Here is a 21,452-nt window from a genome sequence, read left to right as displayed (position 1 = left end):
TAAGCTGGCTCATATGGCCCTCTTCTCCCGCCGCAAGAAGTCCGCTGACGACGCCGTCACCTCCGCATCCGACACCGCCGAGGTGGTCGAGACCCCGACGGACGAGGCCCCGACGGATGACACGGCAGCGGACGACGCGGCATCGACCGAGCCAACGGTCGATGCGGCGGAGCAAGCCCCCGCGGCACCGACGATCGGCATCTCGGTGCAGGCGTTCCGCGGAGTCGGAGCGGAGGCGGGCCCCGAGGTCTCGCTGCCCGACCCCGATGCGAAACCCGCTCCGGCCGCGCGGGCCACCCCCGCGGCTCCCGCCGCCCCTGCCGCGCCCGCCGGCGAGCCGCGTCTGCCGCTCGCCCCCGCGTCGCCGCCCGAGCAGACCGAGTCGGTTCCCGGTATGAAGGACAACGTGCTGCTGCGCGAAGCCCTGAAGCAGGTCGAGAAGGGCGCGAGCAACGAGCAACTGCTCGGGGTCATGCGCCAGGCACTGCAGGGACACCTCTTCATCCGCGTGAACGGCGATGCCCGTGCGCAGATCGCCGAGGGCAAGCCCCTCGCCGTCGCCGTCGTGCGCGACGAGGAGCGCCAGTTCATGCTGGCCTTCAGCTCGGCGGCCGCCGTGCGCGACTCCGTGAAGCTCGAGGCCGACCCCTCCTCGACCTCGGCCGTCGCGCAGCCCTCGACCTCCGTCATGCAGCAGGTCGTCGCGGGCGACTTCGCGGGACTGATCATCGACAACGCCTCCGCGCCGCACCGGGTCGTATTCCCGACCGAGCTCCTGCAGAAGACGCTCGAGCAGGCCGACGCCGAGATGACGGTCAAGGCCATCGTCGCGGCCCCGCGCGAGCAGGACTCCGCCACGCGAGCGGGCGAAGCGCTCGCCGAGACTCGCATGTGGGTGGCCGTGAACGACGGTGGCGCCGACGGTCAGGTCGGTATCGCCGAGGCGCAGACGACCGACGGCAAGCGCTTCCTGCAGCTGTTCTCGCACCCGCTCGAGGTCATCGCCCTCGGACGCGGCGACCGCCCGCTGCCGTTCGAGCCCGTGCAGCTCGCGAAGGTGCTCGCGGGTCACACCGAGATGGCGGGCGTCGTGATCGATCCGGCAGGTCCCACGCTCATCGTCGAACGCGACGCCCTCACGCGCGTGCTCGAACTCGCCCCCGCGACCGACGACTGAGGCCCGACGACGGACGGGACCGTGCTGCCCGCGCTCTTCCGTGGGCGACGGCCGCGCTCTAGGGTCGTTGCATGGCCTCCGAACGTGTGCCCGTGACCGTGTCCGACCCCGAAGGGCAGCGCGAGGTCGTGCTCTCCAGCCCGAACCGGGTCGTGTGGCCGGAGGTCGGGGTCACCAAGGCAGAGCTGGCCGACTACGTGCAGCGGGTCGCTGTGCCCTTTCTCGCGTCGAACGGTGGCCGTCCGGTCTCGCTCGAACGGTTCCGCGACGGCGTGGGCAGTGAGGGCTTCTTCTCGAAGAACCCGCCGAAGGGCACGCCCGACTACGTCGACGCCGTTACGGTGACGTACAACAGTGGGCGGCGGCATCCGCAGATCGTGCTGAACCGCCCGTCGGCGATCGTCTGGGCCGTGCAGATGAACACGATCGTGTTCCATCCCTGGGCATCGCTCGCGAGCGATTCCGACAACCCGGTGGAACTGCGCATCGACCTCGATCCGCAACCGGGCACGGATTTCGCGGACGCCGTAACCGCCGCGCACGGCCTGCGGGAGGTGCTGAGCGAGGCGGGACTCGAGGCCTTCGCGAAGACGAGCGGCAACCGCGGTCTGCACGTGTTCGCACCGATCGAACCCACCCACGAGTTCCTCGACGTGCGTCACGCGGTCATCGCCGCGGGGCGCGAACTCGAACGTCGGATGCCCGATCGGGTCACGATGAGCTGGTGGAAGGAGGAGCGCGGAGAGCGCATCTTCATCGACTTCAACCAGGCCAATCGCGATCGAACGATGGCGGGCGCCTACAGCCCGCGTGCCCTGCCCGGCGCGACGGTGTCGACCCCGGTGCACTGGGACGAGCTCGACGGCCTCGACCCGACGAGGTTCACGGTGCGCACCGTTCCGCAGCGCCTCGACGAGATCGGCGATCCGTGGGCCGACAAACAGCAGAAGCCGGGACGGATCGACACCCTGCTCGACTGGTGGGAGCGCGATGTCGCCGACGGGCTCGGCGAGCTGTCGTTCCCGCCGGAGTTCCCCAAGATGCCGGGGGAGCCGCCGCGCGTGCAGCCCAGCAAGAAGGTGGCCGCGCATTGGGACGCCGACGGGGAGCCCGCCGCGAAGGACTGATTCAGCCGATCACCTCGGCGAGGTCGTATCCCGCCACCGTGTCGAGCTGCGCATAGGTGCAGGAGCGCGCCTCGCGATCGGGGCGCCAGCGCTCGAACTGCACGGTGTGGCGGAAACGGGCGCCCTCGAGCTGGTCGTAGCGCACCTCGAGCACGCGTTCGGGACGCAGGCGCACGAAGGAGACGTCCTTCGATCCGGTGAACCGCGATCGCTCACCCTCGCCGGTGACGGCGTCTCCGGCGTCGTCGAGCTCGACGAGAGGGGCGAGCTCGTCGACGAGCTCGCGGCGACGCGCGTCGCTCCACGCGGCGACGCCGCCCACCTGCCGTAGCGTTCCCTCCTCGTCGTAGAGACCGACGAGGAGCGATCCCACGCCCGCGCCGGACTTGTGGATGCGGTATCCGAGAGCGACGACGTCGGCCGTGCGGGCGTGCTTGACCTTGATCAGGGTGCGCTTGCCGGGGGCGTAGAGCTGTTCGAGCGGTTTCGCGACGACCCCGTCGAGCCCGGCACCCTCGAACTCGGCGAGCCAGCGTACCGCGGCATCGCGATCGCGGGTCGTGCGAGTGATGTGCAGCGGATGCGGCACGTCCGCGAGGAGCGACTCCAGCCGCGAGCGACGCTCGGAGAACGGCCGGTCCAGCAGGTCGTCATCACCCTCGGCGAGCAGATCGAACGCGATGAACATCGCCGGCGTCTCGGTGGCGAGCCGGGTCACGCGGGAGGTGGCGGGGTGGATGCGCTGGCTGAGTGCCTCCCAATCGAGTCGCTGCGCGCCCTCGGGGCCCGTCGCGACAACGATCTCGCCGTCGAGCAGGCACGGGCGGGGGAGCGCGTGCGGGATCGCCTCGACGAGTTCCGGGAAGTACCGGGTGAGGGGTTTGGCTCCACGGGATCCGATCTCGACGGTCTCGCCGTCCCACGCGAGGAGTCCGCGGAATCCGTCCCACTTGGGTTCGAAGAGCAGGCCTCCGGGCGTCTTCGCCGGATCGGGCACGGTCGCTGCGGCCTTCGCGAGCATCGGGGCGGGGATGTCGTAACGCATGCCTCCATCCTGGCGAGCACGTGAGCGCGGCGGAAGAGGGCGTGAGGGGTCAGGGGAAGAGGTCTCCGAGCTCGTGCGGCTCGCCGGCATCGGCAAGGGCCGTGCGGGCGGCGAGCCACCCCGACATGCCGTTGACGCCGGGCCCGGGCGGGGTCGCGGCCGAGGCGAGATAGACGCCGCGCATCGGCGTGCGCCACGGGGCCGTGGAGAGCGTCGGCCGCTGCAGCGCCTGGCGCATCGTGAACGCCCCGCCGAGCACATCGCCCTGGATCTCGGCCGGGTTCACAGCCTCGCGCGCGGATGCGGGCACCGGACGGTGCGCGAGGATGCGCTCGCGGAACCCCGGGGCGAAGCGCTCGACCTGTCGCGTGATCAGCTCGGTCGCATCGAGGTCTGAGTCGAGGGGCACGTGGATGTACGTCCACAGCACGGCCTTGCCCTCGGGTGCGCGGGTGGGATCGAAGATCGACGGCTGGACGGCGAGCACGTAGGGGCGCTCGCTCACCCGCCCCCGGGCGACGGCGTTCTCGCTCGCCCTCACCTCCTCACGGGTGCCGCCGAGGTGCACGGTCGGCGACTGCGCGACGTCGGCATTCGCCCACGGCACCGGTCCGTTGAGTTCGAAGTCGACCTTCGCCGCGGCCGGCCCGTACCGGTAGCGGGAGAGAGCACGAGCGTATCCGGCGGGGATTCCGGGGTGGGTGAGGGCGAGACGCGGCGAGGTGTTCAGCAGGAGCAGGTCGCCGCGTGCGGGATCGCCCCAGTCGAGGATGCCGAGGTCGCGCACGTGCAGCCCCGTCTCGATGCGACCGCCGTGCGCTTCGAGGTCGGCGACGAGCGCGTCGGCGATCCGCTGCGCGCCCCCGCGCGGATACATCCAGCCCTGGGCGTGTCCGAGGGCGGCGAGCAGAAGTCCGGCCGCTGCACCGGGGAGTGAGGGGACGGGTGCGTTGGCGTGCGCGAGCACGCCCGTGATCAGGGCCGCCGCCTCCGGGGTGCGGAAGGCGCGCGAGGCGAGCGGTGTGCCCTGGTCGAGCATCCGCAGGGCGTATCGCGCCGCGGTGAGCGGCTCGTGCGGCCAACGCGGGATCTGATGGCCGGTGAAGTCGACGACGCCGTCGATGTGCTCGCTCAGGGGCCGCAGTCGGGCGAGCCACGCATCGCGGTCGGCTCCGAGAGCGGCGGACGTCTTCTCGATGTCGCGCCAGGCGATCGCCGCCCGGCCGCCGTCGAGCGGATGGGCGTAGGAGATCTCGGGACGGATCCAGTCGATGCGGTCGGCGAGACCGAAGGCCTGGAAGAACGGCGAGGCGAGCGCCGCCGGATGCACGGCGGAGCAGACGTCGTGGCGGAAGCCGGGGAGGATGCCGTCGGTCGTGCGCACGCCGCCGCCGATCGTGTCGGATGCCTCGAGCACCCGCACTTCGTACCCCGCCCTGGCGAGCGACACGGCGCTCACCAGGCCGTTGGGTCCGCTGCCGATGATCGTCGCCCGCACCATATCGCCAGTCTCGCACGGCCCAGGCGGGGGCGAGGCACGGAAGCGGTCGAGACGGCTCCGCGATCGTGCGATCCTGGAGAGGATGAACGAAGTACAGGGCCCGACCCCGACCGGCACCTCCCGTCCCTACCGCTCCCTCGCGGAGGCGCTACGCGCGCACCGCATCGACCCGGTGAACCACGAGTTCATCGGCGCGATCGTCGACGCCGTGGGTGTGACCTCGTTCATCGACCGCGGCCGCTACATCGAGGCCCTGCGCCGCGGAGACCACGCCTCGCTCCACATCGGGCGCACCTACACGAACGGGTTCGCCGAGGATGAGACCATCGTCGTCGGCTCCACGCCGCTGCGCCTGCAGCCCAGCGAGGGGCGCGCACCGTACTTCTACGTCACCCACCCGAGCGAGTACGCGCCCTCCGTCCCCGCCCGTGCGGCGAAGCGCTCCTCGACGCCGCGCACACCGTCGGTGCCGCGCGAGAAGGCGCCGAAGCCCGTGACCGAACGCGACTACGGCGTCTGCGACGTGTGCTTCATGGTCAAGACGCCGTCGGGCGGATGCGGCTGCGACTGAGCGCCGACCGGCATCCGTCCTCCGCGGTCAGGCGAACGCGCTCATCCCGGTGATGTCGCGCCCGAGCAGGAGCGCCTGGACGCTCTCCGTGCCCTCGTAGGTGTGGATCGCCTCGATGTCGGCGAGGTGCTGCATCACGCCGTTCTCGAGCAGGATGCCGTTGCCCCCGAGCAGGTCGCGGGCGGTCGAGGCGATGCGACGTGCGGCGCGGGTGTTGTGGAACTTCGCGAGTGACGCCTGCGTCGGACGCAGCGCGCCAGACGTCTCGAGGTCGGCCATCCGACGGCAGTAGAGCTGCATCGCGGTGAGGTCCTCGAGCATGTGGGTGAGGCGCTCCTGCACCATCTGGAACTTCGCGAGCGGTTTGCCGAACTGCACGCGCTGGGTCGCGTACGCCAGGGCGGCTTCGTAGCAGGCGGTGGCGTGGCCGAGCGCCGACCAGGCGACGCCGGAGCGGGTCGCGTAGAGCACGACCGACGCGTCCTTGAAGCTGTGCGTTCCCGGGAGCACGGCGTCGAGGGGAACGCGCACCTCGTCGAGCCGGATGTGCGCCTGGTGGATCGCACGCAGCGACGCCTTCCCGCGGATGACGGTGCCGGTGTATCCCGGAGTGCCCTGCTCGACGAGGAAGCAGCGCACGGCGCCGTGCTCGTCGGCGGACTCGTCGTCGACGCGCGCCCAGACGAAGGTGATCCCGCCGGATGCCCCGTTGCCGATCCACTTCTTCGTGCCGCTGATGACCCAGGCGTCGCCGTCGCGTCGCGCGACCGTCTCGAGCGAGACCGAGTCCGATCCGTGGTCGGGCTCGGTGAGGGCGAACGAGCCCAGCACGCTCGCGTCGGCGAGAGCCGTGAGCCACTTCTCCTGCTGCGCGGGAGAGCCGAAAAGAGCGAGGGTGCGCAGGGCGAGTCCGCCCTGCACCGCGAGGATCGTGCCGAGGGAGCCGTCACCGCGCGACACCTCCATGTTGACCAGCCCGGCCGCGAGAGGGGAGAGGCGTGTCAGGGCGGGGTGCTCGACACCGTCGACGACCAGATCCATCTCGCCCATGCGGCGAGCGGCGGTCAGCGGGTACTCCGCGCGGTCCCACGCATCGGCCATCTGCGGGGCGACCTCGTCGACGTACGCCTGCGCACGTTCCCAGGCGGCTCGATCGGCGTCCGGGATGTCGGCGAACACGGCGTAGTAGTCGCTGCCCTGCCGTCCCGTGACGTCGTACGACGAGACGCGCTCGCCGGGGAGGGAAGAGGAATCGATGCTCATGAGGCTCCTTCGTGGCACCAAGTATCGTACTCCTCGAAACTGAGTGCCACGACTCCGGGTACGCGGACGCGGAGTCCTGCCGAGGAGCGCTCAGTCCAGCTGCGAACGCAGTCGCCGGGTGACCTCGGCCACCGGCATCGAGCGCGGGAACACGGCGACGACGACATCGTCGGGAGCGCTGGCCGAGGCATCCGCCGGCACGCCGTAACGACGGCGCACGTCCGCCAGTGCCGCCTGCAGGGTCGCCAGCGGCACCTTCTTCGTGCCGCGCAGCAGCTGGCGGAGCACGTGATTGTGCACCGCGGTCACCAGAGCCGCGAATCCGACCGCGTCGAGCGGGTCGACGCCGGGGAGCGCCCCGCGCAGATAGTCGTCGAACAGGCGCTCGTAGCGGAACACCGTGATGATCTCACGCTCGCGCAGCACCGGCACCTCGCGCACGATCCGGTAGCGGCGACGGGCGAGCTCGGGATCGTGCGCGAAGTGCGAGAAGACCGATTCGGATGCCGCGCACACCGCGCCCCACGGATCGTCGTGGCCCTCGGCGAGGAATACTCGCAGGCGCTCCAGCAGCACCTCATGGTCGGCGAAGACCACGTCCTCCTTGCCGCCGAACTGGCGGAAGAAGGTGGATCGCGAGACGCCGGCGGCCTTCGCGATCTGCTCGACCGAGGTCTGATCGAAGCCCTGCGCGTCGAAGAGCTCGAGGGCAGCGGCCACGACGCCGGTGCGCAGTTCTGCGGATTCGTGCATGGCACGAGCCTAGACCTCGCGCTGTCGAGCATGCGGACGGTGTGACGCGGCCGGCCCCCGCAGGAGCGTCCGCACCCGCAGGAGCGTCCAGTCCGAGGTAGTAGGCTGGGGGACTGGTCGATGTCTCGACATCGAGAGAATTACCAGACAGCAGCCCAGTGAAGGAACCACAGTGGATCTGTACGAGTACCAGGCACGAGACGTTTTCGAGAAGTACGGAGTGCCGGTTCTCGCCGGCATCGTCGCCGACACCCCCGAGGAGGTGAAGGCAGCCGCGGAGAAGATCGGCGGCGTCGTCGTCGTCAAGGCGCAGGTCAAGACCGGTGGCCGTGGCAAGGCGGGCGGCGTCAAGGTCGCGAAGACCCCCGAAGAGGCGTACGAGGCGGCGAAGGCCATTCTCGGTCTCGACATCAAGGGCCACGTCGTCAAGCGCGTCATGGTCGCCCAGGGCGCACGCATCGCGGAGGAGTTCTACTTCTCCGTGCTGCTCGACCGCGCGAACCGCTCCTACCTGAGCCTCTGCTCGGTCGAGGGCGGCATGGAGATCGAGGAGCTCGCGGTCGAGCGCCCCGAGGCCCTCGCGCGCGTCGAGGTGAACCCGCTCACCGGCATCGACAAGGAGAAGGCCGTCGAGATCGCGCGCGCCGCGAACTTCCCCGAAGACCTCGTCGAGAAGGTCTCCGACGTCTTCGTCAAGCTGTTCGACGTCTACAAGGGCGAGGACGCCACGCTCGTCGAGGTCAACCCGCTCGTGCGCACCGAAGAGGGCGACATCATCGCGCTCGACGGCAAGGTCACCCTCGACGACAACGCGTCGGAGATCCGCCACCCCGAGCACGAAGCGCTGGAAGACAAGGACGCCGCCGACCCGCTCGAGGCCAAGGCCAAGGCATCCGGTCTCAACTACGTGAAGCTCGACGGCGAGGTCGGCATCATCGGCAACGGCGCGGGCCTCGTCATGTCGACGCTCGACGTCGTCGCGTACGCCGGCGAGAACCACAACGGCGTCAAGCCCGCGAACTTCCTCGACATCGGCGGCGGCGCCTCGGCCGAGGTCATGGCCGCCGGCCTCGACGTCATCCTCGGTGACCCGCAGGTCAAGAGCGTCTTCGTCAACGTCTTCGGCGGCATCACGGCGTGCGACGCCGTCGCCAACGGCATCAAGGGCGCGCTCGAGACCCTCGGCTCCACGGCGTCGAAGCCGCTCGTCGTGCGCCTCGACGGAAACCGCGTCGACGAGGGCCGCGCGATCCTCGCCGAGTACGCGCACCCGCTCGTGACTCTGGCCGCCACCATGGACGAGGGCGCCGACAAGGCCGCCGAGCTCGCCAACGCCTGATCCGACGCTGAGACACAAGGACTAGAAGAATGTCGATCTACCTCAACAAGGACTCCAAGGTCATCGTCCAGGGCATCACCGGCGGCGAGGGCACCAAGCACACGGCGCTCATGCTCAAGGCCGGCACCCAGGTCGTCGGCGGCGTCAACGCCCGCAAGGCCGGCACCACGGTCTCGCACACCGACAAGGACGGCAACGCCGTCGAGCTGCCCGTCTTCGCCTCGGTCGCCGAGGCCATGAAGGAGACCGGTGCCGACGTGTCGATCGCCTTCGTGCCGGGCGCCTTCACCAAGGACGCGATGGTCGAGGCCATCGACGCCGAGATCCCGCTGCTCGTCGTGATCACCGAGGGCGTGCCCGTCGGCGACTCCGCCGAGGCCTGGGCGTACGCCCAGAGCAAGGGCAACAAGACCCGCATCATCGGGCCGAACTGCCCCGGCATCATCACCCCCGGTGAGGCGCTCGTCGGCATCACGCCGGCGAACATCACCGGCAAGGGACCGATCGGCCTCGTGTCGAAGTCGGGCACCCTGACCTACCAGATGATGTTCGAGCTGCGTGACCTGGGCTTCTCGACCGCCATCGGCATCGGCGGCGACCCGGTCATCGGTACGACGCACATCGACGCGCTCGCCGCGTTCGAAGCCGACCCCGAGACGAAGGCCATCGTCATGATCGGCGAGATCGGCGGCGACGCCGAGGAGCGCGCGGCCGAGTACATCAAGGCGCACGTCACCAAGCCGGTCGTCGGCTACGTCGCCGGCTTCACGGCTCCCGAGGGCAAGACCATGGGTCACGCCGGTGCCATCGTCTCCGGTTCGGCCGGAACCGCTCAGGCCAAGAAGGAGGCCCTCGAGGCCGCCGGGGTCAAGGTCGGCAAGACGCCGTCCGAGACCGCCGACCTGATGCGCGCGATCGTCGAGTCGCTCTGACGCGTTAGACTGTAGGAGAAGGCCCCGGGCTCCACCCCGGGGCCTTCTTCATGCCCGCGAGCATCCGGCATCTCGTTCGGACGACGGCATCCGTTCGTCTCGCCGTCTTCGGCGCGGGGGCCCCGGGGACACATGTCGGACGCGGATGGCGATTCGGTCCGACAACTGTCCTCTCAGCCCCCGGACTGACGGGGCTCGTTGCGAGCGAGAAGCGTCGGTGACGCGACAGAGGGGCGGATGCCGCAGCATCCGCCCCTCTGTCGACTCGGTTGTCGACTCGGTGTCAGATCCCGATGCCGAACAACGCCTCGATCGGCCCGCGGGCGAAGAAGATCACGAACCCGACACCGACCACCCAGAGCAGCGGGTGGATCGTCTTGGCACGGCCCGAGAAGGCGTTCACGACGATCCAGCTGATGAAGCCGGCGCCGATGCCGTTGGCGATCGAGTAGGTCATCGGCATGACCGTGGCGGTGAGGAACACCGGCAGCAGCACGCGGAAGTCGCTGAGATCGATGTTCTTGATCTGCGCGAGCATCATCGCGCCGACGAGCACGAGGGCGGCGGCCGCGACGGCGCCGGGCACGAGCGAGGTCAGCGGGGTGAAGAACATCGCGACCAGGAACATCGCACCCGTGATGAGGGTGGCGAAGCCCGTGCGCGCGCCCTCGCCGATGCCGGCACCCGACTCGACGAAGACCGTCGCCGACGACGACGACGTGCCACCACCGGCGATCGCGCCGATGCCCTCGACGACCAGCGCCGACTTGATGCGCGGGAAGTCGCCCTTCTCATCGGCGAGGTCGGCCTCCTTCGCCAGGCCCGTCATGGTGCCCATGGCGTCGAAGAAGTTCGAGAAGAGCAGCGTGAACACGAACATGACGAGGGCGACGATGCTGACCTTCTGCAGGTCGAAGCCGAAGTCGACCTGGCCGACGAGGCTGAGATCGGGGAGGCCCACGATCGATCCGGTGAAGCCGAAGTCGAGGCCGAACGGCCAGATGAGGTTGACGATGCCCCCGAGCACCGTGCCGCCGACGAGGGCGATCAGGATCGCGCCCTTGACGCGCAGCGCGGTCAGCACGCCGCCGATGAGCAGGGTGACGACGAAGAGCAGGGTCGGGATGGAGGCCACGGAGCCGCCGATGCCGAGGTCGACGGGCGGCGAGGCATTGCCGGTCGCCGTCACGAAGCCGGCGTTCACGAAGCCGATGAAGGCGATGAAGAGGCCGATGCCGACCGTGATCGCGAGCTTGAGCTGCACGGGAACGGCATCGAAGATCATCTTCCGCAGGCCGGTCGCGGCGAGCAGCACGATGATGACACCGTTGATCATGACGAGCGCCATGGCCTCGGGCCAGGTCACCGAGCCGACAACCGAGAAGGCGATGAAGGCGTTGATTCCGAGGCCGGCGGCGAACGCGAACGGCAGACGCGTGATCACGCCGAACAGGATCGTCATCACACCGGCGGTGAGCGCGGTGGCGGCGGCGACCGCGGAGCTGGACAGCACGACGCCGTCGACGTCGGGCGTTCCGAGGATGATCGGGTTGAGGATCACGATGTACGCCATCGTGACGAACGTCACCAGGCCACCTCGGATCTCGGTGCCGAAGGTGGAACCGCGCTTGCTGATCTCGAAGAAGCGATCCAGGGCGTTCTTCGGCTCTGCGGTGGCGGGGGCGGGGGACGGGGCAGTTGTCATTCGGGTGAACCTCCGGATGAGACGATATCGTCTCTCCCGCGTCGCGCGCGCCCACCGGGATCCCCGACGGTTCTCGTCGTAGTCTCGAAACGCTATGCAACGCCTTCTCGTCGCCCTCCTCGCCGCGTTCGACGCCGCCATCGCGGCCGCTGTCGGACTCGCCGTGCTCCTGGCGCCGCTGACCCTGCTGTGGACACTCGCCTTCGGCACCACGGCCGATTGGGGTGCGCTCTGGCCGCTGACCGGCACGCTGTGGGCGTTCGGGCACGGGGTGCCGCTCGACATCACGATCGCGGATGCGGCACTGGTCGCGGTCGGGGTTCCCGCGGCTGCGGCGACGTTCACCGTGTCGGTGGCCCCGCTCGCCCTCCTGGTCTTCACCCTGCTGTTCGCCGCGCGTTCGGGCGCGCGGGCCGCGAACGCCGGGTCGTGGGTGACCGGCGTACTCTCGGGCACGGTCGTGTTCGCCGCGATCGCCGCCGGCGTCGCCCTCACCTCGCGTCTCGACGCGGCGAAGACCTCCCTGCTCCTCGCGATCCTGCTGCCCGCGGCCGTGTACCTCGCGGGCGCGGTGTGCGGGGCGGTGCGCGTGGTCTGGGAGGACGGCGACGGCGGTCCGATCGACGCGATCCACGATCGACTGGACGCCTGGACCGAGTGGACCCCGGTGCCCGCGGCCATCGTGCGGGGAGCGGCGTTCGCCCTCGTCGCCGTCCTCGGTGTCTCGGCCGCCGCCCTCGCCCTCCTCACGCTGTTCCGGGGCGGGGAGGTCGTCGCCCTCTTCCAGGCCGCACGTGTCGACGTGCTCGGCGCGGTCGTGATCACCCTCGCCCAGTTGCTCTACCTGCCGACGCTCCTCGTCTGGACGGCGTCGTGGATCGCGGGCCCCGGATTCGCCGTGGGCGTCGGCACCGCGGTGTCTCCGGCGGGCACGCAGCTCGGCGTCGTGCCCGGCATCCCGGTGCTGGGGCTGCTGCCCGAGAACAGCTCGATCTGGATGCTCATCGTCGTACTGCTACCGGTCGCCGCAGGCGCCGTGGCCGGATGGGCCGTGCGCTCGCGCCTGGTGTGGGAGGGGACGCCGCTGCGGATGCTGCCGCGCGCCGTGATCGCGGTCGGCATGGGTGCCGTGACCGCGGGTGTCGCCGCCCTCGCCGCGTTGCTCACCAGCGGGTCGATCGGCCCGGGCCGCCTCGCCGAGACCGGCCCGTCGGTCGGCGCTTTCGCGCTCGCCCTCGGGGGAGAGGTGCTGCTGGGGGCCGCGATCCTGCTGCTGTCGCCGCGCAACCGCGACGAGCTCGCCGAGGAGCGCACCGATCGTTGGGTCGCCGAGATGACGGCATCCGATCTCGACGATCTGATCGGCGACACGGCATCGCCGTCGCCCTATGCCGGAGCGGCCGATTCGCCAGCGGATGCCGCGCCCCTGCCGTTCGCGGAGACGGCTCCGCTCGACGACGTCACCGGGGAGGGACGCCCTCCCGCGCCCCGGTAGACTGGGCGCGTGCTCACGGTCGCCGTTCTCATCTCGGGCACCGGCTCGAATCTTCGTGCCCTCCTCGAGGCCGCCCGCCACCCGGACTTTCCCGCGCGGGTGGTCGTCGTCGGCGCCGACCGCGAGGCCGACGGCCTGGCCCACGCCGAGGAGTTCGGCATCCCCAGCTTCACCGTGCCGTGGCACGAGCACGAGAGCCGCGAGGCATGGGGCGAGGAGCTCGGGCGCCAGCTCGCCGTCTGGAACCCCGACCTCGTCGTGCTCAGCGGTCTCATGCGCCTGCTGCCGGCATCCCTCGTCGCGCAGTTCGCCCCGCGTCTCGTGAACACCCATCCGGCCTATCTGCCGGAGTTCCCCGGTGCGCACGGCGTGCGAGACGCGCTCGCCGCCGGCGTCGCCGAGACGGGCGCCAGCGTGATCGTCGTCGACGACGGCGTCGACACCGGACCGATCCTCGCGCAGGAGCGCGTGCCGATCCTCGACGGCGACACCGAGCACTCCCTGCACGACCGCATCAAGCCCGTCGAGCGCCGTCTGCTGATCGATGTCGTGCGGCGCATCGCGACCGGCGAGCTCGCGCTCGACGCCGCTTCCTGAACCCTTTCCTCCCCTCTCTCACGCACGACGCACGAAGGAGCATCACCATGGCCGGCCCCCGCCACGACCCCTCGCTGTACCGCGATCGCGACACGGTGCCGATCCGCCGGGCGCTCGTCTCGGTCAGCGACAAGACGGATCTGCTCGTCCTCGCGAAGGCGCTCGCCGACTCCGGCGTGCAGATCGTGTCGACCGGTTCGACCGCCGCGACGATCCGCGAGGCCGGCTTCGAGGTGACCGACGTGGCCGCGGTGACCGGCGTCGCCGAGATGCTCGACGGCCGCGTGAAGACCCTGCACCCGAAGATCCACGGCGGCCTGCTCGCCGACCTGCGCCTCGAGGACCACGAGCGTCAGCTCGCCGAGCTCGACATCGCACCGTTCGAGCTCGTCGTGGTGAACCTGTACCCGTTCGTCGAGACCGTCGCCTCGGGTGCCCAGGGCGACGACGTCGTGGAGCAGATCGACATCGGCGGCCCCGCCATGGTGCGCGCCGCCGCCAAGAACCACGCGAACGTGGCGATCGTCGTGTCGCCGCAGTCGTACCCCGGGATCATCTCGGCGATCGCCGACGGCGGTACCTCGCTGTCTCAGCGTCGCGAGCTCGCGGCCCGCGCATTCGCGCACACCGCCGCCTACGACACGGCCGTCGCGTCGTGGTTCGCCGAGGGCACCCTCCAGGACGACGGCGACCTGCCGACGCACCTGACGATCCAGGCCGAGCGGCTCGCGACGCTCCGCTACGGCGAGAACTCGCACCAGCGCGGTGCGATCTACACCCGTGCGGGCGGTCACGGCATCGCGCAGGCCACGCAGTTGCAGGGCAAGGAGATGTCGTACAACAACTACGTCGACGCGGATGCCGCCCTGCGCGCCGCCTACGACATGATCAAGCCGGCCGTCGCGATCATCAAGCACGCCAACCCGTGCGGCATCGCGACGACCGCACCGAACGCCCTCGACCCGATCGCCAGCGCCCACCTGCGCGCGCACGAGTGCGACCCGGTCTCCGCATACGGCGGCGTGATCGCCGCGAACGGCACCGTGACGCTCAAGATGGCCGAGAACCTCAAGGACATCTTCACCGAGGTCATCGTCGCCCCCGCGTTCGAGCCCGCCGCCCTCGAGGTGTTCAAGGCCAAGAAGAACCTGCGTCTGCTGCAGCTGCCCGAGGACTGGCAGCAGGAGCGCATGGATGTGCGCCTGGTCTCGGGCGGACTCCTGCTGCAGGACGCCGACCGGTTCCCCGACGACATCGTCTCGGTCGCCAAGAACTGGGAGCTCGTCTCCGGTGAGCGCCCGAGCGACCTCGAGATGGAGAACCTGATCTTCGCGTGGAAGGCGTGCCGCGCCGTCAAGTCGAACGCGATCGTGCTCGCCAAGGACAACGCCACGGTCGGCGTCGGCATGGGCCAGGTCAACCGCGTCGACTCGTGCCGCCTCGCGGTCGAGCGCGCGGGCGAGCGCGCGGCCGGTTCGGTCGCGGCATCCGATGCGTTCTTCCCGTTCGCCGACGGCGCCCAGGTGCTCATCGACGCCGGAGTCACGGCGATCGTGCAGCCCGGCGGCTCGGTGCGTGACGAGGAGGTCGTGGATGCGGCCCGCAAGGCCGGCGTCACGATGTTCTTCACGGGAGAGCGCCACTTCTTCCACTGAGCATCCGGACAGTCTTCTCGAGGCCCCCATCCGCAGACGACGGGTGGGGGCCTCGGCTTCTCGGAGCTCTCACCGCGATGTCCGATTTCCGCCAGTCGATGTCGGAGGCCCGTGACAGCATGGAGTCATGAGCCTCCCCGTGACCGACTTCGACGAGCGGTACCGCGCGATCGACGCTCGCGACACCCGTTTCGACGGGCAGTTCGTGACGGCCGTCCGGTCGACGGGCATCTACTGCCGTCCGAGCTGTCCGGCGCGCACGCCGAAGCCCGAGAACGTGACGTTCTACCCGACCAGCGCCGCAGCGCACGAGGCCGGCTACCGGGCATGCAAGCGCTGTCTCCCCGAGGCGGCGCCCGGGTCGCCGGCCTGGAATCTGCGCGGCGACTCGGCCGCCCGGGCGATGCGACTCATCGCCGCCGGTGTGGTGGAACGCGAGGGCGTCTCCGGGCTCGCCGCACGGCTCGGGTACTCGAGTCGCCATCTGAACCGGGTGCTGGTGAGCGAGCTCGGCGCCGGACCGCTGGCCCTCGCCCGGGCGCATCGCGCGCACACCGCGCGCATGCTGCTCGTCGGCACCGACATGCCCGTCTCCGATGTGGCGTTCTCGGCCGGATTCGCCAGCATCCGGCAGTGCAATGAAACGATCCGCGAGGTCTTCGCGCTCACGCCCAGCGAGCTGCGCGCCCGACGACGGATGCCGATGGCGGCAGCTCCCGGCTCGATCGACCTCGTGCTGCCCTTCCGCGGCCCACTCGATGCCTCGGGCGTCTTCGCCTGGATGGCCGCCCGTGCGCTGCCCGGGGTCGAGGTGGCGAGCGAGGCATCGTTCGCCCGGCACCTGCGCATGGGCGGAGGACCGGCGTGGTTCGAGGTGCGTCAAGACGCCGCCGAGCGTCTGCATCTGCGCGCCCGGGTCACGCAGCTGGGCGATCTCGCGCCCCTGGTGGGCATGGTGCGGCGCCTGTTCGACCTCGACGCCGATCCGCGGGCCGTCGACGACGCGCTCGGTGCGCATCCCGAACTCGCGCCGCTGATCGCCGCGACCCCGGGCATCCGCGTGCCGGGAGTGGCCGATCCGCACGAGATGCTCATCCGCGCGATGGTCGGCCAGCAGATCACGGTCGTCGCCGCGCGCACGGCGCTGAGCGCGCTCGCCGACGCTCTCGGAGAACGCACCGATGACGGCGTGCTCTTCCCGACCATGGCGGCGATCGCCGAGCACGGCGCCGAGGTGCTCCGGGGCCCTGCCGCCCGCATCCGCGCGATCACCGGTGCCGCTGCCGCGCTGGCGGACGGATCGCTCACCCTCACGGTCGGTGACGATGGGGCCGAGCAGCGGGCCGCACTCCTCGCGATGCCGGGAATCGGGCCGTGGACCGCCGACTACGTGCGCATGCGGGTGCTCGGAGACCCCGACATCCTGCTCCCGGGCGACGTCGCGATGCGCGCCGGGGCCGCCGCCTCCGGCCTCCCGGGCGAACCGCGTGCCCTGGCGTCGTGGGCGGAGCGGACGGCTCCCTGGCGGAGCTACCTGACGGCCCATCTCTGGCGGGCCGCCCCCGTGCGCTCGGCGAAGCGCCCGACGAAGACACCGATCTCGAAGACACCGACCTCGAAGACACCGACCTCGAAGACACCGACCTCGAAGGAGACCCGATGACCGCCCTCATCCAGACCATCGACACCCCCGACGGGGCGTTCACGATCCTCGCCGACGACGAGCAGCGCGTGCTGGCGTCCGGCTGGACGGCCGACCACGCGGCGATCCTCGGCAGGCTCGGCGCGGCCGGGCGCCCGGCAGAGGTGCGCGAGGGCGAGACCGAAGCGGCGGCGGCCGTGGAGGCGTACTACGCCGGGGATCTCGCGGCGATCGACTCCGTGCCCGTGCGGCAGACGGGCACCTCGCTGCAGCTGTCGGGGTGGGCCGCGCTGCGGGAGATCGCCCCGGGCGCTCCGCTCACGTACACCTCGTTCGCCGCGGTGCTCGACAACCCGCGCGCCGTGCGGGCCGCGGCATCGATCTGCGCACGCAACGCCCCGGCGCTGTTCGTGCCGTGCCACCGGGTACTGCGCAGCGACGGCAGCCTCGGCGGCTTCGCCTGGGGGCTCGAGGTGAAGGAGAGCCTGCTCGCACGCGAAGAGGTCGCACGCTGAGGGACGGAGACGACGGATCGCACGAGAGGGCCGCGAGAGAGGGAAAGGGGGAATTCCTCTTGCGCACAGCTTGTTCACAGCAATAGGCTGGAGGGCTGTCGCACCAACCGGACGACACCGCCGAGCCCTGAGGAGGACACCATGACCACGATCCTGGTCACGCAGATCGCAGCTCTCGGCACGACCCCGGTGCGTACTTTCCACTAGAGCTGCTCGACGCTCCGCGCTCCGTTTCCTCCCCGCCGGACGCCGGACTCGACGAGTCCGCCGCACTCGCCGATACCGCTCGGCGCCCGCCTGCTCCGCAACCTCTTCCGCACGAACCGTCTGAGAGACATGTCTTCCTCGCAGAATCCCCCCGCTTCCTCCTCCCTGTCGACCGCCGCAGCGCTGTGGCGTCTGAAACCCTTCGTCCGCCCCGTCATCTGGCGGCTCGCCGGCGGTGCTGCCAGCGCGCTCGCCGCCGCGATCATCGCGCTGATGATCCCGATCGTGCTCGAGCAGATCATCCGCGGTCCGGTACAGACCGGTGAACTCGGCGCCATCGTCTGGGGTGCCGTCGCCGTGCTCGGACTCGCCCTCGGTGAAGCCGTGATGGTGTTCCTGCGCCGGCAGTTCGTGCTCAAGCCCTCCACCGAGGTCGAGTACCGCATGCGCACCGATCTCTACGCGCGCCTGCAGACCCTGCCCGTGGCTTTCCACGACCGTTGGCAGTCGGGCCAGCTGCTCAGCCGCATGATGCAGGACATCAGCCTCATCCGCCGCTGGCTCGCCTTCGGTCTCGTGCTGCTCGTGGTGAACATCCTGACGATCATCATCGGTGCGGCGCTCCTGTTCCGCTGGCACTGGCTGCTCGGCACGATCTTCATCGTCACCGCCATCCCGCTGTGGATCCGCGGCTACCTCTTCGAGAAGCGCTACGGTGCGCTCACCCGTCGCAGTCAGGATCAGGCGGGCGACCTCGCCACGAGCGTCGAGGAGAGCGTGCACGGCATTCGTGTGCTCAAGGCCTTCGGGCGCGGAAAGCACGCGCTGAGCCGCTTCAGTCGCCAGGCCGAGACGCTGCGCGAAACCGAGATGAGCAAAGCCGGGGCGATCGCCTCGATCTGGTTCTGGCTCGACCTCATGCCGCAGATCGCCTTCGGTCTCAGCCTCATGTCGGGCATCTGGCTCATCTCGCAGGGCGAGATCGAGCTGCCCGAGCTGTTCGCCTTCTTCGCGATGGCCACGGTGCTGCGCTGGCCGATCGAATCGATCGGATTCCTGTTCTCGTTCATGCTCGACGCGCGTACGGCGACCGACCGCGTGTTCGAGATCTTCTCCGAGACGAACACGATCACCGACCCCGAGAATCCCGTGCACATCGAGAGCCCGCGAGGCGAGCTCGCGTTCCGGAGCGCCCACTTCCGCTATCAGGACGCGGGGGCGCAGGAGCGCGATCTGCTCGACGGCATCGACCTCGTGCTGCGACCGGGCGAGACCATGGCGCTGGTCGGTCTCACCGGCAGCGGCAAGACCACCCTCACGACGCTGCCGACACGCCTCTACGACGTGACCGGCGGCTCCGTGACGCTCGACGGCGTCGACGTGCGCGACCTGCCGCTGGCCGAGCTGCGCCAGCACATCGCGATGGCGTTCGAAGACGCGACGCTCTTCTCGGCGACCGTGCGCGAGAACGTGCTGCTCGGCCGCGCCGAGCTCGACGTGCACAGCGAGGAGGCGGAGCGCGTGCTGCGCGAAGCCCTCGATGTCGCCCAGGCGTCGTTCGTCGACACGCTGCCCGACGGCGTCGAGACGGTCATCGGCGAAGAGGGGCTGAGCCTCTCGGGCGGACAACGCCAGCGACTCGCGCTCGCGCGTGCGGTCGCCGCGAAGCCGAAGGTGCTCGTGCTCGATGACCCGCTCTCTGCGCTCGACGTCGACACCGAGGCGCTCGTCGAGGAGGCGCTGCGCCATGTGCTCGCCGACACGACCGCGATGATCGTTGCGCACCGGCCGTCGACCGTCGCCCTCGCCGACCGCGTGGCGCTGCTCGAGGCCGGCCGTATCACCGCCGTCGGCACGCACAGCGAGCTGCTGCGCAGCAGTCGCCACTACCGTCACGTCATCTCCAGCCTCGAGGCCGAGGAAGCGGCGCGCACCGGTGCTATCCCCGTGATCGGAGCGGAGGCCGACGGTGACGAGAACGTCGCCGAGACCATCCACGAAGGCATCCGCCGGGCGGAGGCCGATCTGGCCGACGAAGGCGTGACCACCGAGAAGGAGGTGCGGTCATGAGCGCTCTCATCGGAACGCAGGACGAAGACCGCTCCCGGTACACCAAGGAGGAGAGCAGGGCGATCCGTCAGCGCTCGCTGCATCTGCTCGGCTCGCTCGTGCGTCCGCTCAAGGCGCGCATCGTGCTGGCGGCCGTCGTGCTCGTCATCTCGACCGCGCTGCAGGTCGCGGGCCCCATCCTCATCAGCATCGGGCTCGACCGCGCGCTGCCCGCCGTGATCGAGCACTCCGACTGGATGCCGACCTTCATGATCGGTGGCGTCTACCTGCTCGCGGGAGCCGTGGCCGCCGCGATGATCGCGTGGTACGTCATCATCGCCGCCAAGCTGACGCAGGCGGTGCTGCTGGATCTGCGCAAGCGGATCTTCCTGCACACGCAGCGGCTGAGCCTCGAGTTCCACGAGTCGTACACCTCCGGGCGCATCATCTCGCGCCAGACCAGCGACCTCGACTCGATCCGCGAGCTGCTCGACGGCGGCCTCAACGAGCTCGTCTCCGGCGTGCTCTTCGGGCTGTTCACCTTCATCGCGCTGTGCATCTGGGACTGGCAGTCCGGACTCATCCTCGCGATCGCGGGCGTTCCGCTGTTCTTCCTCATGCGCTGGTTCTACTCCCGCTCGCAGCTCGTCTACCGCGAGTCGCGCGTCATCAGCGCCCAGGTGATCGTGCAGTTCGTCGAGACCATGACCGGCATCCGCGCGGTCAAGGCATTCCGCAAGGAGCCCCGCAACGACGTCGCCTTCCAGAAGATCTCGGGTGAGTACCGCGACGTCAACCGCCGGTCGCTCCTGCTGTTCGGCACCTTCGAGCCCGGTCTCATGGGCGTCGCGGCGCTCACGCTCGGCATCGTCGTGCTCTGGGGCGGTGTGCGCGTCGCCGAGGGTGCGCTGACCGTCGGCGTGCTGCTGTCGGCGGTGCTGTACGTGCGCAACTTCTTCGCGCCGATGCAGGAGATCGCGATGTTCCTCAACTCCTACCAGTCGGCCACCGCCGCGCTCGAGAAGGTGTCGGGCGTGCTCGAGGAGGTGCCGACGGTGCCCGACCCCGAGAAGCCGGTCGACCTGTGGGAGTCGCGCGGGCACATCGAGTTCGACGAGGTGACCTTCGGGTACAACGGCGAGAAGACGATCCTCCCGAACTTCTCGCTCGACATCCCCGCGGGGCAGACGATCGCGCTGGTCGGCACGACCGGTGCGGGCAAGTCCACGCTGGCGAAGCTCATCTCGCGCTTCTACGACCCGTCGAAGGGCACGGTGACGCTCGACGGCGTCGACCTGCGCTCGCTGCACCCGAAGGACCTCCGCCGCGCGATCGTCATGGTCACACAGGAGGCCTACCTGTTCAGTGGCACGGTCGCCGACAACATCGCGCTCGGCAAACCCGACGCCTCGCTCGACGAGATCCGTGCGGCTGCGCGGGCCGTGGGCGCCGACGGGTTCATCGAGGCGCTGCCCGACGGCTACGGCACCGACGTCAACAAGCGCGGTGGCCGTGTGTCGGCCGGTCAGCGTCAGTTGATCTCGTTCGCCCGTGCGTTCCTCGCCGACCCCGCGGTGCTGATTCTCGACGAGGCGACGGCGTCGCTCGACATCCCCTCGGAGCGGCTGATCCAGGACGCTCTGCAGACGCTGCTCGCCGACCGGACCGCGATCATCATCGCGCACCGGCTCTCGACCGTCGCGATCGCCGACCGGGTGCTCGTGATGGAGCACGGTCGGATCATCGAGGACGACACCCCCGACGCCCTGATCGGCGGCACGGGCAAGTTCGCCCAGTTGCATGCGGCATGGCAGGAGACGCTGGTCTGACGCCTCGTCGATCACCTCGTCCACCGACCGTGTGACCACACGGAGACGGC

At 70.0% G+C, this 21,452-nt stretch carries 17 protein-coding genes; 12 read left to right on the top strand and 5 right to left on the bottom strand.

From position 1 onward, the window contains the following. Window positions 1-13: 13 nt before the first annotated feature. Window positions 14-1,177, top strand: a complete 1,164-nt coding sequence (locus ACIPVN_RS05850; protein ID WP_400440694.1) for an SseB family protein — start codon at window positions 14-16, stop codon at window positions 1,175-1,177. A 71-nt stretch (window positions 1,178-1,248) separates the two neighbouring features. After that, window positions 1,249-2,304: a non-homologous end-joining DNA ligase gene (gene ligD / locus ACIPVN_RS05845; RefSeq protein ID WP_400440691.1), complete on the top strand. Its 1,056-nt coding sequence runs from the start codon at window positions 1,249-1,251 to the stop codon at window positions 2,302-2,304. A gap of 1 nt (window position 2,305) precedes the next feature. Here ligD and ACIPVN_RS05840 read toward each other — a convergent pair whose 3' ends face one another. Further along, a complete protein-coding gene (locus ACIPVN_RS05840) occupies window positions 2,306-3,349 on the bottom strand; it encodes an ATP-dependent DNA ligase (protein WP_400440688.1) in 1,044 nt (347 codons plus the stop codon). Between the two features lie 49 nt (window positions 3,350-3,398). Next, window positions 3,399-4,850 carry a phytoene desaturase family protein gene (locus ACIPVN_RS05835; protein ID WP_400440686.1) on the bottom strand — a complete coding sequence of 484 codons (1,452 nt, stop codon included), beginning with the start codon at window positions 4,848-4,850 and terminating at the stop codon, window positions 3,399-3,401. 82 nt (window positions 4,851-4,932) lie between these two features. Between ACIPVN_RS05835 and ACIPVN_RS05830 the strand changes: the two genes are divergently transcribed. After that, a complete protein-coding gene (locus ACIPVN_RS05830; protein WP_247623142.1) occupies window positions 4,933-5,421 on the top strand; it encodes a hypothetical protein in 489 nt (162 codons plus the stop codon). 27 nt (window positions 5,422-5,448) lie between these two features. Here ACIPVN_RS05830 and ACIPVN_RS05825 read toward each other — a convergent pair whose 3' ends face one another. Both ACIPVN_RS05825 and ACIPVN_RS05820 read right to left on the bottom strand, forming a co-directional pair. Beyond that, window positions 5,449-6,684 carry an acyl-CoA dehydrogenase family protein gene (locus tag ACIPVN_RS05825; RefSeq protein WP_400440683.1) on the bottom strand — a complete coding sequence of 412 codons (1,236 nt, stop codon included), beginning with the start codon at window positions 6,682-6,684 and terminating at the stop codon, window positions 5,449-5,451. A gap of 90 nt (window positions 6,685-6,774) precedes the next feature. Then, window positions 6,775-7,437 (bottom strand): TetR/AcrR family transcriptional regulator, encoded by a 663-nt coding sequence (locus ACIPVN_RS05820; protein WP_400440680.1) that lies wholly within the window; start codon window positions 7,435-7,437, stop codon window positions 6,775-6,777. Window positions 7,438-7,609: 172 nt separating this feature from the next. Here ACIPVN_RS05820 and sucC point away from each other — a divergent pair, with 172 nt between their 5' ends. Then, window positions 7,610-8,776: an ADP-forming succinate--CoA ligase subunit beta gene (gene sucC / locus ACIPVN_RS05815; RefSeq protein WP_400440677.1), complete on the top strand. Its 1,167-nt coding sequence runs from the start codon at window positions 7,610-7,612 to the stop codon at window positions 8,774-8,776. A gap of 29 nt (window positions 8,777-8,805) precedes the next feature. Beyond that, on the top strand, window positions 8,806-9,708 hold the full coding sequence (gene sucD / locus ACIPVN_RS05810; protein ID WP_400440675.1) for a succinate--CoA ligase subunit alpha: 903 nt from the start codon (window positions 8,806-8,808) through the stop codon (window positions 9,706-9,708). A 283-nt stretch (window positions 9,709-9,991) separates the two neighbouring features. Here the strand turns inward: sucD and ACIPVN_RS05805 are convergent, their stop codons facing one another. After that, window positions 9,992-11,413 carry an NCS2 family permease gene (locus tag ACIPVN_RS05805; protein ID WP_400440672.1) on the bottom strand — a complete coding sequence of 474 codons (1,422 nt, stop codon included), beginning with the start codon at window positions 11,411-11,413 and terminating at the stop codon, window positions 9,992-9,994. Window positions 11,414-11,507: 94 nt separating this feature from the next. On the opposite strand from ACIPVN_RS05805, the gene ACIPVN_RS05800 reads away from it, so the two are divergent. The 7 genes from ACIPVN_RS05800 (at window position 11,508) to ACIPVN_RS05770 (ending at window position 21,402) form a co-directional block, all read left to right on the top strand. Beyond that, window positions 11,508-12,908: a DUF6350 family protein gene (locus ACIPVN_RS05800; RefSeq protein WP_400440669.1), complete on the top strand. Its 1,401-nt coding sequence runs from the start codon at window positions 11,508-11,510 to the stop codon at window positions 12,906-12,908. A gap of 9 nt (window positions 12,909-12,917) precedes the next feature. Further along, window positions 12,918-13,505: a phosphoribosylglycinamide formyltransferase gene (gene purN, locus ACIPVN_RS05795; RefSeq protein ID WP_400440666.1), complete on the top strand. Its 588-nt coding sequence runs from the start codon at window positions 12,918-12,920 to the stop codon at window positions 13,503-13,505. 47 nt (window positions 13,506-13,552) lie between these two features. Continuing rightward, window positions 13,553-15,160: a bifunctional phosphoribosylaminoimidazolecarboxamide formyltransferase/IMP cyclohydrolase gene (gene purH, locus ACIPVN_RS05790; RefSeq protein WP_400440663.1), complete on the top strand. Its 1,608-nt coding sequence runs from the start codon at window positions 13,553-13,555 to the stop codon at window positions 15,158-15,160. A 127-nt stretch (window positions 15,161-15,287) separates the two neighbouring features. Continuing rightward, on the top strand, window positions 15,288-16,823 hold the full coding sequence (locus ACIPVN_RS05785) for a DNA-3-methyladenine glycosylase 2 family protein (protein WP_400440660.1): 1,536 nt from the start codon (window positions 15,288-15,290) through the stop codon (window positions 16,821-16,823). Beyond that, window positions 16,820-17,317 carry a methylated-DNA--[protein]-cysteine S-methyltransferase gene (locus ACIPVN_RS05780; protein ID WP_400440657.1) on the top strand — a complete coding sequence of 166 codons (498 nt, stop codon included), beginning with the start codon at window positions 16,820-16,822 and terminating at the stop codon, window positions 17,315-17,317. Before ACIPVN_RS05785 ends, ACIPVN_RS05780 begins: the two co-directional genes overlap by 4 nt. A 336-nt stretch (window positions 17,318-17,653) precedes the next feature. After that, window positions 17,654-19,594, top strand: coding sequence for an ABC transporter ATP-binding protein (locus ACIPVN_RS05775; protein ID WP_400440654.1), 1,941 nt, complete (start codon window positions 17,654-17,656; stop codon window positions 19,592-19,594). Continuing rightward, a complete protein-coding gene (locus ACIPVN_RS05770) occupies window positions 19,591-21,402 on the top strand; it encodes an ABC transporter ATP-binding protein (RefSeq protein ID WP_400440652.1) in 1,812 nt (603 codons plus the stop codon). The genes ACIPVN_RS05775 and ACIPVN_RS05770 overlap by 4 nt, the downstream gene beginning before the upstream one ends. The last annotated feature ends 50 nt before the right edge of the window (window positions 21,403-21,452 follow it).

Origin of the sequence: Microbacterium sp. NPDC090003 (genome assembly GCF_044748385.1) — a bacterium.
Taxonomy (GTDB): domain Bacteria; phylum Actinomycetota; class Actinomycetes; order Actinomycetales; family Microbacteriaceae; genus Microbacterium.
This window is presented reverse-complemented; position numbering and strand designations above follow the sequence as displayed.

Coding starts and splice junctions, on each gene's coding strand:
- ACIPVN_RS05800 (WP_400440669.1), top strand. CDS start 11,508: ATGCAACGCCTTCTCGTCGCCCTCCTCGCCGCGTTCGACGCCGCCATC.
- ligD (WP_400440691.1), top strand. CDS start 1,249: ATGGCCTCCGAACGTGTGCCCGTGACCGTGTCCGACCCCGAAGGGCAG.
- ACIPVN_RS05830 (WP_247623142.1), top strand. CDS start 4,933: ATGAACGAAGTACAGGGCCCGACCCCGACCGGCACCTCCCGTCCCTAC.
- ACIPVN_RS05835 (WP_400440686.1), bottom strand. CDS start 4,850: ATGGTGCGGGCGACGATCATCGGCAGCGGACCCAACGGCCTGGTGAGC.
- sucD (WP_400440675.1), top strand. CDS start 8,806: ATGTCGATCTACCTCAACAAGGACTCCAAGGTCATCGTCCAGGGCATC.
- ACIPVN_RS05850 (WP_400440694.1), top strand. CDS start 14: ATGGCCCTCTTCTCCCGCCGCAAGAAGTCCGCTGACGACGCCGTCACC.
- ACIPVN_RS05780 (WP_400440657.1), top strand. CDS start 16,820: ATGACCGCCCTCATCCAGACCATCGACACCCCCGACGGGGCGTTCACG.
- purH (WP_400440663.1), top strand. CDS start 13,553: ATGGCCGGCCCCCGCCACGACCCCTCGCTGTACCGCGATCGCGACACG.
- ACIPVN_RS05785 (WP_400440660.1), top strand. CDS start 15,288: ATGAGCCTCCCCGTGACCGACTTCGACGAGCGGTACCGCGCGATCGAC.
- ACIPVN_RS05770 (WP_400440652.1), top strand. CDS start 19,591: ATGAGCGCTCTCATCGGAACGCAGGACGAAGACCGCTCCCGGTACACC.
- ACIPVN_RS05840 (WP_400440688.1), bottom strand. CDS start 3,349: ATGCGTTACGACATCCCCGCCCCGATGCTCGCGAAGGCCGCAGCGACC.
- ACIPVN_RS05805 (WP_400440672.1), bottom strand. CDS start 11,413: ATGACAACTGCCCCGTCCCCCGCCCCCGCCACCGCAGAGCCGAAGAAC.
- ACIPVN_RS05820 (WP_400440680.1), bottom strand. CDS start 7,437: ATGCACGAATCCGCAGAACTGCGCACCGGCGTCGTGGCCGCTGCCCTC.
- ACIPVN_RS05775 (WP_400440654.1), top strand. CDS start 17,654: ATGTCTTCCTCGCAGAATCCCCCCGCTTCCTCCTCCCTGTCGACCGCC.
- ACIPVN_RS05825 (WP_400440683.1), bottom strand. CDS start 6,684: ATGAGCATCGATTCCTCTTCCCTCCCCGGCGAGCGCGTCTCGTCGTAC.